General features: G+C 43.0%; 14 protein-coding genes. All 14 read left to right on the top strand.

The window, feature by feature from the left end:
- Positions 1-21: 21 nt before the first annotated feature.
- The 14 genes from VTAP4600_RS12675 to rng all read left to right on the top strand — a co-directional run bounded on the left by VTAP4600_RS12675 (position 22) and on the right by rng (position 13,772).
- Positions 22-600: a prepilin-type N-terminal cleavage/methylation domain-containing protein gene (locus tag VTAP4600_RS12675; protein ID WP_102523125.1), complete on the top strand. Its 579-nt coding sequence runs from the start codon at positions 22-24 to the stop codon at positions 598-600.
- 50 nt (positions 601-650) lie between these two features.
- A complete protein-coding gene (locus VTAP4600_RS12670) occupies positions 651-1,124 on the top strand; it encodes a type II secretion system protein (protein WP_102523124.1) in 474 nt (157 codons plus the stop codon).
- Between the two features lie 13 nt (positions 1,125-1,137).
- The gene (locus VTAP4600_RS12665; protein ID WP_102523123.1) at positions 1,138-1,572 is read left to right on the top strand and encodes a type II secretion system protein; all 435 of its coding nucleotides are present in this window, start codon (positions 1,138-1,140) and stop codon (positions 1,570-1,572) included.
- A gap of 60 nt (positions 1,573-1,632) precedes the next feature.
- Complete coding sequence (locus VTAP4600_RS12660; RefSeq protein WP_102523122.1) at positions 1,633-2,112, top strand: type II secretion system protein; 480 nt, start codon at positions 1,633-1,635, stop codon at positions 2,110-2,112.
- Positions 2,113-2,242: 130 nt separating this feature from the next.
- The gene (locus VTAP4600_RS12655; RefSeq protein WP_102523121.1) at positions 2,243-2,764 is read left to right on the top strand and encodes a pilus assembly FimT family protein; all 522 of its coding nucleotides are present in this window, start codon (positions 2,243-2,245) and stop codon (positions 2,762-2,764) included.
- Complete coding sequence (locus tag VTAP4600_RS12650; protein WP_102523120.1) at positions 2,751-3,338, top strand: type IV pilus modification PilV family protein; 588 nt, start codon at positions 2,751-2,753, stop codon at positions 3,336-3,338. Before VTAP4600_RS12655 ends, VTAP4600_RS12650 begins: the two co-directional genes overlap by 14 nt.
- Positions 3,338-4,054, top strand: coding sequence for a PilW family protein (locus tag VTAP4600_RS12645; protein ID WP_102523119.1), 717 nt, complete (start codon positions 3,338-3,340; stop codon positions 4,052-4,054). Before VTAP4600_RS12650 ends, VTAP4600_RS12645 begins: the two co-directional genes overlap by 1 nt.
- Positions 4,044-4,484: an MSHA biogenesis protein MshP gene (locus VTAP4600_RS12640; RefSeq protein WP_231897803.1), complete on the top strand. Its 441-nt coding sequence runs from the start codon at positions 4,044-4,046 to the stop codon at positions 4,482-4,484. The genes VTAP4600_RS12645 and VTAP4600_RS12640 overlap by 11 nt, the downstream gene beginning before the upstream one ends.
- On the top strand, positions 4,484-9,118 hold the full coding sequence (locus tag VTAP4600_RS12635; RefSeq protein ID WP_102523118.1) for a DUF6701 domain-containing protein: 4,635 nt from the start codon (positions 4,484-4,486) through the stop codon (positions 9,116-9,118). The genes VTAP4600_RS12640 and VTAP4600_RS12635 overlap by 1 nt, the downstream gene beginning before the upstream one ends.
- A gap of 151 nt (positions 9,119-9,269) precedes the next feature.
- Positions 9,270-10,313 (top strand): rod shape-determining protein, encoded by a 1,044-nt coding sequence (locus VTAP4600_RS12630; RefSeq protein ID WP_102523117.1) that lies wholly within the window; start codon positions 9,270-9,272, stop codon positions 10,311-10,313.
- A 33-nt stretch (positions 10,314-10,346) separates the two neighbouring features.
- The gene (gene mreC / locus VTAP4600_RS12625; protein WP_102523116.1) at positions 10,347-11,213 is read left to right on the top strand and encodes a rod shape-determining protein MreC; all 867 of its coding nucleotides are present in this window, start codon (positions 10,347-10,349) and stop codon (positions 11,211-11,213) included.
- Positions 11,203-11,691: a rod shape-determining protein MreD gene (gene mreD, locus VTAP4600_RS12620; RefSeq protein ID WP_102523115.1), complete on the top strand. Its 489-nt coding sequence runs from the start codon at positions 11,203-11,205 to the stop codon at positions 11,689-11,691. Before mreC ends, mreD begins: the two co-directional genes overlap by 11 nt.
- A gap of 17 nt (positions 11,692-11,708) precedes the next feature.
- Positions 11,709-12,287: a Maf family protein gene (locus VTAP4600_RS12615; RefSeq protein ID WP_102523114.1), complete on the top strand. Its 579-nt coding sequence runs from the start codon at positions 11,709-11,711 to the stop codon at positions 12,285-12,287.
- Positions 12,288-12,302: 15 nt separating this feature from the next.
- Entirely contained in the window at positions 12,303-13,772 is a 1,470-nt protein-coding gene (gene rng / locus VTAP4600_RS12610; RefSeq protein WP_102523113.1) for a ribonuclease G, read from the top strand.
- Positions 13,773-13,790 lie beyond the last annotated feature (18 nt).

Below are 13,790 nucleotides of genomic sequence, written 5' to 3'. Positions count from 1 at the left end.
ATTGAGAAATAGGTGAAGTCAGTGAAAAAACAGTCGGGTTTTTCATTAGTTGAATTGGTAGTAGTAATTGTTATTTTGGGGCTACTGGCCGCAGCGGCACTGCCTAAGTTCTTGAATGTTACAGACGAAGCAAAAAAAGCCAGTATTGAAGGCGTGGCTGGTGGTTATGCGACAGGCGTTTTATCTGCGCGCGCACAGTGGGAAGCCAAAGGCCGACCAGGAGATGGCACGGGAAATGCAAAGCAACATTGGATAGAATACGACGGTGTTGAGTTTTGGCTTACGCGTTCATTTGACAACAATGGCAGCGAAAGTGGCTTCCGTGATGGTTACCCAATCGCGTTGAAAGTCACCGGCCAAACAGCAGCTCCCACCACATTAACGTCAGCAGCTTGTGTTGATTTAATGGATAACTTGCTGCAAAATCCGCCAAAAGTTGGTGATGCTAGCGACACAAGTTTAACTAATTTAAAATACACTGCTGAAGCAAATACGTCAGAAAACCCTGACAATACGTGTACTTATGTACAACAAGAAGGCAGTGACCACAAATTCATTTATGAAGTGAAAACAGGTCGTGTGACCGTCGAGTTGCAATAATCACTATTGATATTGCGTTTTAACTTAAGAAAATTTTGAGAGATGTAACTATGAAAAAACAAGGCGGTTTCACCCTGATCGAGCTAGTGGTGGTAATTGTAATTCTAGGTATTTTGGCTGTGACGGCAGCGCCTAAATTCTTGAACTTGCAAGATGATGCGCGTAAAAGCTCGATTTCGGGGCTTATTGGTGCGGTGAAAGGTGCTTCAGGGATTACATATGGTAAAGCGGCTATCGCAGGTAAAGAAAGCGGAGCTGCAGCTATTAGTGTAGCGGGTAGCACTTTGAACCTTGTAAATGGCTACCCGAAAGCTACGAAGGCTGATTTAGAGGTAGTGATTGAAGGGTTAGATTCTGATTGGACTGTTTTACAATCAGGAGCAACGGCTGGTGATGCAGTTGTTATTACATTTAAAAATGATACGTTGACAGATGCGGCTGGAGTAGCTGCTACTGGTTGTTACGCAACATATAATAAAGCAGAAGCCAATCAGGCACCTGTAGTTACAAATAACTGTCAATAAGTAAGGTATTAATATGAAAAATCAAAATGGTTTCACGCTTATTGAGCTAGTTGTCGTTATTGTCATTTTGGGTATTTTAGCTGTAACGGCTGCACCTAAGTTTTTAAACCTTCAAGATGATGCACGTAAAAGTGCAGCTGAAGGCTTGAAAGGTGCAATGGCTGGTGCTGCTGGCATTGTTTACGGTAAAGCGGCAGTTGCTGGTGATGAATCTATATCCAGCGGGAAAAGCGTTGATGATATCTCAATTGCGTATGGCTACCCAACAGCGACATCTGCAGGTATAGGTAATGCAGTAGATGGTATAAGCTCTGATTGGACAGTGGTTTCAGGTGCTGCTGGAGGTATCGGATACGGCTTTACAAGTAGTAATAGTGACTGTTACGTTGATTATATCGAAGCAACAAGCAGTGCTACACCTGTAATATCGCTGAAAAACTGTAATTAATTGAAGTTAGATTTAATTGCAAAGGCCAGCATCGCTGGCCTTTTTTGATTGGATGTAAAAATGAATAAAATGAAAGGGTTTACCTTAATTGAGTTAGTCGTTGTCATCGTAATTCTTGGTATTCTAGCGGTTACCGCTGCGCCAAAGTTTTTAAATCTGCAAAGTGATGCTCGGATTTCTGCTCTAAATGGTTTGAAAGGTGCAGTGGTAGGAGCATCGAGTATTGTTTATGGAAAAGCGGCCACACAGGGTAAAGACAAACTGCCAAGTGAAGAGGTAGAAGGCATAGATCTTATTTATGGTTACCCAGAGGCAAGATCGACAGGCTTGCCATTAGCTATGGATGGACTTAGTTTTTCCGGAAATAGTGATTGGGATGAAGCCGTTGATGAAGTAGAAATGCGTTATCTAGTGACGTTTAAGCAAGATCCAAGCTTAACGAGTGAAAATGATATCTACGCTACTAATTGCTATGTTCAATATCAGCAAGCGACAAGCCAAGCTATTCCGGTGGTTACTGTCATCAAGTCTGGCTGTTAAACCGAGAAAGACAGTTTTTCCTCGAAATATTATCCGCTACTTTGCATATCTTGGGCATTTTAGCGGTAACTCATCTAAAATTCTTATATCCTATAAGGGCTTATTTTATCACTACTCCAAGGCAAGCAGTATGTCGTCACTGGGCAAGCGTAGCGCAGGCTTTACTCTCACTGAATTGATCGTTGTCATCTTGCTGATTGCGATTATGTCTGCTTACGCTGCAAGTAAATACAGTGGCCCGAGCCAGTTTTCTGTTTATGCCGCTCGTGAACAGGCCATATCCGTCATTAGACAAATCCAACTTGGCAGAATGCAGTCCAATATCGATCCGACTTTTCTTGGCGCTACTATCCCCGACCGTTACGTTTTGAGTATTAGTGATGGTGGAAAATGCCTGTCAGCAAAAAATAGTGCATGTTTAGAAAGTAACGGTAGCAGTAACTTCGTTTACATAAATGATGGTGATTTTTCATTCAGCCCTAATTCTATGGAACTGTCATTTGACCTTACAGGTAAGCCTTCATGCCAGTTGCTAGGGGGCGCTTGTCCCGTGGCAAATAATGGTGACGGATATAAAATTGATATTACGAATTCGTTTGATTCCTTAAGTGTGTGCATTAACAGTGAGGGTTTTGTTAATGACTGCCTATAGAGAAAAAGGCTTCACTCTAATCGAAAGCATTGTCGCTATTGTTGTACTTGGTATTTCGATGACGGTATTAACCACGGTGCTTTATCCTCAAATTGAAAACTCTGCTTCTTCGCATTATCAAGTAAGGGCGTCGGCACTGGCACAGAGTATGATGACTGAAGTTCTGTCACGTAGCTTCGATGAACATAGTGATATCAATGGTGGCATTGACCGCTGTGGTGAAAGTTCAACGCTAGCTTGTACAGATCAAGTTGATTTCGGCCCAGATGGTGTGCCAGCAGAGCTTCCAGCACAATTCAATGATGTTGATGACTATATTGGGTGTTGGTATGCGTCTACAACCAAGTCCTCGTGTACCCAACCAGAAGCCGGAAATATTACCGATGTTTTGGGTATTTCTAGTGCTGAAACTTATAAAAATTTCAGAATTGAAATTGAAGTTAAATATGATAACAGTGCTGGATTACTGGTAGATCAGACAGTGAGTGGCGAAATTTTTAAAAAGATCACACTAACTATTTATCCCGGAAAATACGGTGAGTATCGTTTTATTGCTTATAAGGGGAACTTCTAATGAAAAAGTTGGGATTCACCTTGATAGAAATGATCGTCACCATATTAGTGGTATCTATCATGTTTCTTGCTATCGCTGGTTTTTTAGAACTCGGCACTAAAGGTTATGCAGATAGTGCTAAGCGCCAAGCCCTGCAAAATCAGGCCCGTTTTGCTATTGAAAAAATGTCTCGAGAGATAAGGCATGGTGTACCTAATAGTTTTAAAAATGAAACCAATCAATGCTTAGTCTTTTATCCAATTAAGTACTCTGGGTTCTATGTAGAACGTCCATTGAGCTCAGCAATTCAATTTGTTATTGGTAATGATAACGCCCCAACGACTTTGAATGGCGGTGAGTATTTAGTTGTTAACCCTTCTCAATTCAGCGATTTAGATACCACTTCTTCAGGATCTATAAATGTGAGTCCGTTAACATCAACGGCTAATGTTTATACTGTTTCGTCATCACTCCCTAGTCAGTCTGTTGGCAGGCGGCATTATATATACGAGCCAGATAAACTAGTTAGATACTGTATTGATACTGACGGTTTCATTCAAAAGCAAATTGGGGTAAGTGCTGCTGTGAAAATTGCGGAAAATGTGGTCAGTGGGGCGTTTAGATATGAAGATGCATCTCTTGTTAGAGGTGGTTTGGTTCATATAGAGCTGTCTTTTGAACAAAATGATGAGCGAAGCGAATATAAACATGATGTGCAGGTGCTTAATGTCCCGTAAAAGAAATCAATCCGGTAGTGTGTTGATCATCGCTGTTTTCGTCATCGTTGTGATGGGGATGCTAGGGCTTACGCTTACGCGTTTAGAATGGTCTAACCAAGATACGCTCACTCGCGAAGTCATCGGTACTCAAGCTTGGTTTGTCGCGAATTCAGGAAGTGAGTGGGGACTTACTCATCTATTTCCACTCAATGAAGTAAGTAGTGCGATATCAGCATCATGTACTAATTTAGAGAGCAAAAGCAGTGGCGCAACGAGCACTATTTTGGCAAATACGGAAAACCGCTGCACGAGTTTAGTTATCAGATGTACACAAGTTGGTTCAGGGGCGGACTTGACGTTTTATAAGGTGGTCTCTAAAGCTGTCTGTGGAACCAATGATTTTGAAGTACAACGTGAACAAGAAGTATGGGCTAGAGGGTTAGAGTAATGAACGTTTTGATAAAATGGTGTTTTCTTTCCGTTGCTCTTTTTTCTCAGTTTACTTTTGCACAATTCCCTTTTCCAGGTGGTGAATGTAGGATCAAAACAGGTGTTCAAACTTGGACCTCGGCAAGCAGCCCGAAATTGGAAATTAAAGATAAGGCTCAAGTACTTAATCTTAACAACTCAAAGTTAGTTGGCTTCTCGGCAATTGAAGATAACCATTCGAATAGCTGCGGTCACCGTAATCGCTGTGAACCCTCTACGCACTTGAGAACGGATGAGCCCATATTTAATCCAAATAAAAGCTACGGTGACAGAGAAAAGGAGTTTAAGAAAAATGGCTCTCTTGCCTCTGGTAGTTTCAAAAAAGTTGAAATTAAGGATAGCGCTAGAGTTACCTTTCTCGGTGGAACTTATTGGATAAAAAAGCTTGAGATTAAGGAACACGCTAAACTTATTGTAAATAATGCGACAGTTATCAATGTGGAAGAACTGACGGTTGAAGGGAGAATTACTAATAGTGGTGTTCCTGGAGATTTGATCATTATTGCTCATGATGATGATAAAATAGAAATTAAGTCTAAGAATAGCGCTGAGATAAAAGCTTTCTTTATTTCACAGGATGAGATCGAAATTAAAGAGAAGTCTCGCATAAGAGGTGCATTATTATCGAGGAAAATTAAACTGGATGATGATGCGAAAGTGACGACTGATTTACGTGGTTGTGATGCACCACCACCTCCGGTTGATAACGCAAAACTGAAGTTTGGTGTTATCAACTGCCCGGATATTTTGACTCGCGGGTGTGAGATAGACTTTGGCCAAACATTCACTTCTGTCCCTATTCTTGCTGTGATGCCTACTATCGACAAAAACTTCCCAGATCTCGATCAGCCTTCTACTCTTGTGGTGGAGTCTATTTCTTCCACCAAAGCCAACGTTAAGCAAGTGTTTCCACCTAACCTTCCGTGGGTTTTTCCACCGACTGAGATGACAAGTGTCTCCTTCATTGCGATGGAAGAAGGGACTGCGACGGTAAATGGGCATACTATTTTAGCTGGAAGTTTTGATACACGAAGCACATTAGATAGCACGAGCGATTGGAACTGGGACACTATGTCTTTCGTGTGGAATTACGGTGTCTGGTTTAATGAAAGACCAGCACTAATCACGCAAGTCCAATCGGATAATAACAGTGGTAGTTGGATGACGGCGGCCATTTCGGGTTTAACAGACGCAGGCTTTTGGGCGGCTTTAGATTTGTCACGATCGTGGGAGGTTGGCCGTTACAATAAAGAAAAAGTAGGTTTCATTGCAACAGAGCCTTTTGACGCGACAATCGATGGAAAGAAAATCTCTTTTTCTAATGAAGTGTACACTCTAGCGACTAAAGGAAAAAATCCGACGGCTCTAGCTGACGAATGTGATTACGTCTATGACCTTCCTTTTGATGCTCAAGGGGTTGTAGGAAATAAAGTCACAAGAAACGGCCCCAATGGTGGTTGGGCAAGACGATGTGTATTGGAAAACAGTCAGGTCAGTTTTGTTATTGATGAGGACTTCTACAATCGCGCACATACTTGGGAAGAAGTTGGTTATGTAGCCTTTGAAGCAGTCACTCCATTTCCTGACTTTGATGTGTGTGAAGCGTTTCCGTACCCTGCGGGATCGTGGAAAAGTAATTCCAAGCTCATAATGAATAATGCCCCTTTATTACCTAAAAATCAGGACCCTAAGTATTATATTGGCGGATGGGCTGGTAAGCATTGTTCACCAAGTGAGCAAAACTGTACGTCAGTTTTGACGTCGTTTGATCGAATTACAGATAACACGAATTCAGCACTAACGTGTCAATCAGGTGTGTGTAGTACGGGGGGGCAGAAAGTAGATACGTCTGATCTACCTACTGTTGTACTGCCAACGTTGTCAGGAAACGCCACTCTCAATTATTCCCGCCCAGATGAGTATCATGGAACTAACAATGATATTTGTGATGTCACCGTATTGGGAGATAGCTGCCATGCGGCGGGGCATGGTGATGGGGTCATCACACTTCGCAATAATGTCCGAAAATTACAACCTAATTACACTGGATTATCAAACTATCCCGTGACTTACCTCGTGCCTGACAATACAACGATTTATATTGACCAATTGTTTTTTAATGCGACTAACTCCAAGTTGAAAATCGGTAACAATGCCACGTTGATCGTCAGGCAGCTCACTATGAATCACAACACCAACAGTATAGAAGCGGGAACGAAGAGCAGAATATTGATGAGCCAGTCGATTACATTACAAGATTCGATTCCTGTGAATCCTAATGGTAAGCCGGATGACCTCATCATTTATGCGTTGAATGACAATTCTCACGCGACCTTTAATTTCAAAACAGACAATGTGTTAGTTAATGCTCACTTACTATTTGATAAAGTGACAATAAATAGCCAAGGCGGAGATTTTGGCGGATCGGTGATCAGCAATAATCTCATTATTCATGATCCCAAGACAATTATTCGGGGACAGAATGCTTGTTATGACACACCGCAAAACTACACTTTAGAGCTTTCCCCGCTTAAGCAGTTTTTCTTACTTTGCGAAAATCCTCTCGCAACGTTTAGAGTACTTACAGACAGTGGTGTTGCAGAGAGTTATCCAGGTGAAATCGAGATAACACTCCCCGCAGAGCTGTCTGTTAAAGAGGTTGTTGTCGGCCACTATGTTAGTGGAAACAAGTATCGCCCTTCTAACGGGGTACTACAACTTCGTCTAAAAGCATCCAAAATTGGTGAGTTTAGTATGCAAGGCCAGCTCTCAACGGATGCTAGCCAGTCTCAAACCGGAAGTTATTACATTGCGCCGTATAAATTTGATATCCCTACCGTTGGTGCCATTGCGGGTAAATCGACGGAGTTCGATATAAACGTCCTTGCATGCAAAAATGATCAAGAAACCTTGGTGACTGACTACAGCGGTGAGCGAACACTAACTTATACCGCTTCAACACTGACGAAACCTGCTGGTGGAGTGAATCCCAACTTAGAGATATCAGCCGGTGAAAACACGCCAAATTTAAATAAACAAGTGAAGCTAAACTTTTCTTCAGGTAAAGCAAGTGCTTACATGAAATTCAATGAGGCTGGAGCCATTTGGTCGCAGATTTCTGATCTAAGTTTCAAATGCCCAACAGGCTTCGACTGTGACATTGAAGGTGGCGAATCATGGTCTGGATTAAAGGGGACTTTAAATGTGGAATTGAGACCTTGGACTTTTGCGATTTGTGAATCCGACTCCCATGCAATGAACGGTACTGCTAAGAGTGGCAACAAATACATAGCTGCTGGAGAAGAGTTTGATATTCAGCTTAAACCTGTTATTTGGAACAAAGATCTTAACGAGGAGCAGCAAAAAGCGAAGTACAGCGATTTTTGCTCTCTTGCTATAACCCAAAACTTTTTTGACGAAAATGCATGGTCTTCAAAAGTGGGTCTAGAAGCGGAACTCCCGACGGGATTTGTCGGTACATTCAGTGGTGCTGATACCGAGAAGCTAAATACCGAGGGAAAGGCTAAACAGCACATTTCTTTTGCAGAGGTGAGCTTTTCAGATGTAGGGCACTTTACCCTAAAGGCCAAAGGTACGGGATATGAGAGTGTTCAGGGTGGCATTGATACCGGCAAACGGGAGATAGGTCGTTTTTATCCTAAGCACATCATCGTTAAAAGTAATAGCTGGGAATACGTGAGTAAACATGATGATTTTGCGTATTTAGATCAACCAATAGCAATTGCCTTTATCGCTGAAGCTCAAAATAGCGACAATGAAGCGACACTTAATTACTCCAAATTGGCCTCTGAATATAAAGCGACGTTACTTCCTTTTGCTGCAAACGGTGAAGGGAGTTCGGATTGGAATTCCCGAATGCTAGCTCCGTGGGAGGTACAATCTTGGATCAATGCAGAACTGGAAGTTGACGAACAATCCTTTACATTACTAAAGTTAGTCGAGAAAGCGTCACCTAAAACGACCCGTATTGATGGTCCATTTGATGGTTCTAATCTTATGACGGGAATAAAGATTAAATCTGGCTTGCCTGATCCTACGGTGATGAAAAAACAAGATTCCTCCGTTCATAAGGGGGATAAATTTCCAACACCTCTTAAAGCTCGCTACGGCCGAGTCATTATTGAAGACCTAGGTGGAAGCGTAGGCCAAACCCTAACAATCCCACTTCGTACTGAATTCTGGAACGGTAATGAATTTGTCACCAACACAGACGATAGTGGTACTGAGTTTGATGGAGCAGGCTATTGTTCGTTAGGCATATGGCCAAATACGTCTTCAACGGCTCGCTTATCTGGCGGTGGTGACGTTGTTAATGGAAGCTCAAGCAAGCTTGTGGCTTCTCAAGGTACTGCTGGTCGTGAACAAGTGAGGCTTTGGTTAAGAACGGCGTCTCAAACACCGAGTGAAGTACCTGGAGTTAATTGTAAGGGGTTTAATAAATCTCAACCATGGCTTAACTTCAATTGGCGTGGTAAAGGCGATGAAATCCCTTCCACCGTTGTCACCTTCGGTTCATTCCGAGGTAATGATCGGGTGATATTCCGCGGTGAAAGCCGAATGACGGGGCAATAAAACTGGTTATTTCTGCCCTTATGTAAAGAATCTGCAAGAAAAAGCGAGATTCAGCCCATGTTTACCTACCAATGCCTTGCTGATAACGCAAGGCATTGGTACATTTAATGCAATTTTATGTCTTCTAATGCTCTCAGGATGAACGAAGAATATGTTTAAAAAACTTCGTGGCATGTTTTCAAACGATCTTTCCATCGATCTAGGTACAGCCAACACACTTATATATGTAAAAGGCCAAGGCATCGTCCTTGATGAACCTTCCGTAGTTGCTATTCGTCAAGACCGTGCAGGTTCGTCTAAAAGCGTTGCTGCTGTTGGTCATGATGCTAAGCAAATGCTTGGCCGTACGCCAGGCAATATCTCAGCAATCCGTCCAATGAAAGATGGCGTAATCGCCGACTTTTACGTGACTGAAAAAATGCTGCAGCACTTCATTAAGCAAGTACACGATAACAGCGTGTTAAAACCAAGCCCTCGTGTATTGGTTTGTGTACCTTGTGGTTCTACTCAAGTAGAGCGTCGTGCTATTCGTGAATCAGCGCTTGGTGCGGGCGCTCGTGAAGTGTACTTAATTGACGAGCCAATGGCGGCGGCAATTGGTGCTGGTTTGCGTGTATCTGAACCTACTGGCTCAATGGTTGTTGATATCGGTGGTGGTACCACAGAGGTTGCGGTTATCTCGCTAAATGGCGTGGTTTACTCTTCATCTGTTCGTATCGGTGGCGATCGCTTCGATGAAGCGGTAATCAATTACGTTCGTCGTAACTACGGCAGCTTGATTGGTGAAGCAACAGCTGAGAAGATCAAACACGAGATTGGTTCGGCTTATCCTGGTGATGAAGTTGAAGAAATCGAAGTGCGCGGTCGTAACCTTGCAGAAGGTGTACCTCGTAGCTTTACATTGAATTCAAATGAAATTCTAGAAGCCCTTCAAGAACCATTATCCGGTATTGTATCTGCGGTGATGGTCGCTCTAGAACAGTGCCCACCAGAGCTTGCTTCTGATATCTCAGAAAATGGCATGGTATTAACCGGTGGCGGTGCACTGCTGAAAGATCTGGATCGTTTGTTAACCGAAGAAACGGGCATCCCTGTTGTTGTTGCTGATGAACCACTGACTTGTGTGGCTCGTGGCGGCGGTAAAGCCTTAGAAATGATCGACATGCATGGTGGCGATCTATTCAGTGAAGAATAACGCTTTTTTACGTTCACCGCGTAGGTAAAGGCGATGAAACCGATTTTTGGCAGAGGACCTTCTCTGCAATTGCGTTTGTTTTTTGCCATTGTTCTATCAGCCAGCCTAATGCTGGCTGATAGTCGTTTAGATGCATTTTCAAATGTACGCTATTTTTTAAATAGCCTTGTTGCACCCATTCAATATGCGGCAAACTTACCTCGCAGTATGTTTGACGGCGTCTATGGCCGGTTCCACACTCGTGAAACTCTGGTGACCTCCAATCAAACACTAAAACGCGAAGTGCTCAGGTTAAAAAGCGATATGCTTTTACTTGATCAGTATCGTGAAGAAAATAAGCGTTTACGTAAGCTTCTAGATTCTCCGTTTGTACGTGATGAAAAGAAAGTGGTTACGGAAGTAATGGCAGTAGACTCTTCTCCTTATCGACATCAAGTGGTGATCGACAAAGGTTTAATTGATGGTGTTTATCAAGGGCAGCCAGTCATTAATGAAAAAGGCATCGTTGGCCAAGTTACCTTTGTCGCAGCGCATAACAGCCGAGTATTGCTGATCACTGATGCTAACAGTTCTATTCCCGTTCAAGTGGTCAGAAATGATATTCGAGTGATTGGCTCTGGCAATGGCAGCATTGATAAGATTCAGCTCGAACACATTCCAAGTAGCACTGAAATCGAAGAAGGGGATCTGTTGGTTACTTCTGGTTTAGGTGGACGTTACCCCGAAGGTTATCCTGTCGCGTACGTATCTGAAGTAGAGCGAGACAATCGTTGTCAGTTTGCCTCAATCATCGCAAAACCAGTGGTGGAGTTTGAAAGACTGAGATACTTATTATTAGTTTGGCCGAATGAAGGGCGTCAAGTCGACTTAAATTTAGAGGCTGAGACCGATGGCGAATAGAGTATTTAAAGGTCGGATGGTTATTTGGGCGACATTCTTTATCGCCCTAATATTTCAAGCGATACCTTGGCCCGGTATGTTGGAGATCTTCCGCCCGGCCTGGTTGCTGCTCATTGTTTTCTATTGGGTGCTTGCACTGCCGCATCGAGTGAACGTAGGAACGGCGTTGATACTGGGCTTGCTTTGGGACTTATTGATAGGTTCAACCTTAGGCGTGCGCGGCATGATGATGTCGATCACCGTCTATCTGGTTGCACTTAACTTCCTTGTTTTACGCAATATGGCATTGTGGCAGCAAGCGGTCGTTATCGGTTTACTGACAGCATTGGCTGAAGTGTTAGAGTTTTTAGGCGAATATCTCATTCAAGATGTTACGTTTAACCCTCTATCGCTTTGGGCAGCTTTAGTTAACTGCATACTGTGGCCTTGGGTCTTTTTGTTATTACGCCGAGTTAGGCGTCATTGGCATATTCGCTAACTTAGAAGAGTGACCATATGAGTACATATCATCGCAAACTTTTGCTTGCGTCAGGTTCTCCTCGGCGTAAAGAGCTGTTGTCTTTTTTAGGGCATCCTTTTGATATTGTGGTGCCTGATATCGAAGAGCAACAGCAAAAGAATGAAATTGCATCTGACTACGTGTGCCGATTATCAAGAGAAAAAGCGCAAGCAGGTCTACAGTTATCGCATGATGAAAATACCGTAGTTATCGGATCCGACACGATCGTGGTTGTCGATGGTGAAGTCTTGGAAAAGCCGCTCGACTGCGAGCACAGCATCCAGATGCTAACTCGGCTTTCAAATCGTCAGCATCAAGTCATGACGGCGGTTACGGTTAAAGATCGAGATACATCTCAGACAGTATTGGTTGAAACTCAAGTTTGGTTCAAAACGCTCTCTCGCCAAGAAATGATAAACTATTGGCAGACCGGGGAGCCGTGTGATAAAGCTGGAAGTTATGGCATTCAAGGGATTGGTGGGCGCTTTGTCGCGCGTATAGATGGCAGTTATCACGCTGTTGTTGGATTACCACTAATGGAAACAGACCAGCTCTTACAGAATTTTATAAAATAATAATAGAGGCGCGCCATGAGTGCAGAGTTGTTAATTAACGTTACACCGAGTGAAACACGGGTAGCGATGATCGTAGGTGGAATCTTACAAGAAGTTCATATTGAACGTGAATCTCGCCGGGGCATTGTTGGCAATATCTACAAAGGGCGAGTGAGCCGAGTTTTACCGGGCATGCAGGCTGCATTTGTTGATATTGGTTTAGATAAGGCTGCATTTTTACACGCGTCCGATATCGTACCACACACTGAGTGTGTGGCTGAAAATGAGAAAAAACAGTTTCAAGTTCGTGATATATCCGAGTTAGTCCGTCAAGGGCAAGATATTGTTGTCCAAGTCGTTAAAGACCCTCTAGGCACGAAAGGCGCTCGCCTTACCACGGATATCACTCTGCCTTCTCGCTACTTAGTATTTATGCCTGGAGCAAGCCATGTTGGCGTGTCTCAGCGAATCGAAAGTGAAAAAGAGCGTAATCGTTTGAAGAAAACGGTTGCGGATTACTGCGACGAAAATGGTGGTTTTATCATTCGTACCGCAGCGGAAGGCGCGGATGAAAAAGAACTCGCTCAAGATGCTGCTTTTTTAAAGCGCCTATGGACAAAAGTAATTGAGCGTCGTGCGAAAAATAAAACCCGCACCATGCTTTATGGTGAGCTTGGGCTTGCACAACGCATAATACGAGACTTTGTCGGTACTGAACTAGACCGCATACAAATTGACTCTCGCTTAGTATTTGAAACACTGAAAGAATTCACTTCTGAGTTTGTCCCTGAGTTAACTGAGAATTTAGAGCTGTATGAGGGTGATAAACCCATCTTCGACATGTACGACACGGAAAATGAAATCCAACGTTCACTTGAGCGTAAAGTTGGATTGAAGTCAGGTGGTTATTTAATCATCGACCAAACAGAAGCCATGACGACAGTCGACATCAATACTGGTGCGTTTGTTGGCAGACGAAATCTAGAAGAAACGATATTTAATACCAACGTTGAAGCGACTCAAGCGATCGCAAGACAACTTAGGTTACGTAACCTCGGTGGTATTATCATTATCGACTTTATCGATATGATGTCGGAAGAGCACCGTAAACGAGTTGTTTCCTCATTAGAGATAGCCCTTTCTCACGACAGAGTAAAAACCAACATAAATGGCTTTACTCAGCTTGGTTTAGTGGAAATGACTCGTAAAAGAACACGTGAAAGTATTGAACATGTGCTCTGTTCGAGTTGTCCTACTTGTGAAGGTCGTGGCAGCGTGAAGACGGTGGAGTCGGTATGTTATGAAATTTTACGTGAAGTGACTCGAGTCAACCGAGCGTATGATGCCGATAATTTCGTTGTTTATGCTTGCCCTGCGGTCGCTGAAGCTCTTGAGGGAGATGAATCCCATGCGCTTGCTGAGTTAGAAGTTTTCATTGGTAAACAAGTGAAAATTCAAGTTGAGCCGTTGTATATTCAAGAACAATTTGATGTCGTGATGATGTAAATGGGGTCAGTTTAACTT

The organism is Vibrio tapetis subsp. tapetis, from assembly GCF_900233005.1.
Lineage (GTDB): Bacteria > Pseudomonadota > Gammaproteobacteria > Enterobacterales > Vibrionaceae > Vibrio > Vibrio tapetis.
This window is presented reverse-complemented; position numbering and strand designations above follow the sequence as displayed.

What these genes read in the sequence shown, in the direction of transcription:
- VTAP4600_RS12615 (WP_102523114.1), top strand. Translation starts at nt 11,709, where the DNA reads ATGAGTACATATCATCGCAAACTTTTGCTTGCGTCAGGTTCTCCTCGG.
- VTAP4600_RS12655 (WP_102523121.1), top strand. Translation starts at nt 2,243, where the DNA reads ATGTCGTCACTGGGCAAGCGTAGCGCAGGCTTTACTCTCACTGAATTG.
- VTAP4600_RS12670 (WP_102523124.1), top strand. Translation starts at nt 651, where the DNA reads ATGAAAAAACAAGGCGGTTTCACCCTGATCGAGCTAGTGGTGGTAATT.
- VTAP4600_RS12660 (WP_102523122.1), top strand. Translation starts at nt 1,633, where the DNA reads ATGAATAAAATGAAAGGGTTTACCTTAATTGAGTTAGTCGTTGTCATC.
- VTAP4600_RS12635 (WP_102523118.1), top strand. Translation starts at nt 4,484, where the DNA reads ATGAACGTTTTGATAAAATGGTGTTTTCTTTCCGTTGCTCTTTTTTCT.
- VTAP4600_RS12640 (WP_231897803.1), top strand. Translation starts at nt 4,044, where the DNA reads ATGTCCCGTAAAAGAAATCAATCCGGTAGTGTGTTGATCATCGCTGTT.
- VTAP4600_RS12645 (WP_102523119.1), top strand. Translation starts at nt 3,338, where the DNA reads ATGAAAAAGTTGGGATTCACCTTGATAGAAATGATCGTCACCATATTA.
- VTAP4600_RS12630 (WP_102523117.1), top strand. Translation starts at nt 9,270, where the DNA reads ATGTTTAAAAAACTTCGTGGCATGTTTTCAAACGATCTTTCCATCGAT.
- VTAP4600_RS12650 (WP_102523120.1), top strand. Translation starts at nt 2,751, where the DNA reads ATGACTGCCTATAGAGAAAAAGGCTTCACTCTAATCGAAAGCATTGTC.
- mreC (WP_102523116.1), top strand. Translation starts at nt 10,347, where the DNA reads ATGAAACCGATTTTTGGCAGAGGACCTTCTCTGCAATTGCGTTTGTTT.
- mreD (WP_102523115.1), top strand. Translation starts at nt 11,203, where the DNA reads ATGGCGAATAGAGTATTTAAAGGTCGGATGGTTATTTGGGCGACATTC.
- VTAP4600_RS12665 (WP_102523123.1), top strand. Translation starts at nt 1,138, where the DNA reads ATGAAAAATCAAAATGGTTTCACGCTTATTGAGCTAGTTGTCGTTATT.
- rng (WP_102523113.1), top strand. Translation starts at nt 12,303, where the DNA reads ATGAGTGCAGAGTTGTTAATTAACGTTACACCGAGTGAAACACGGGTA.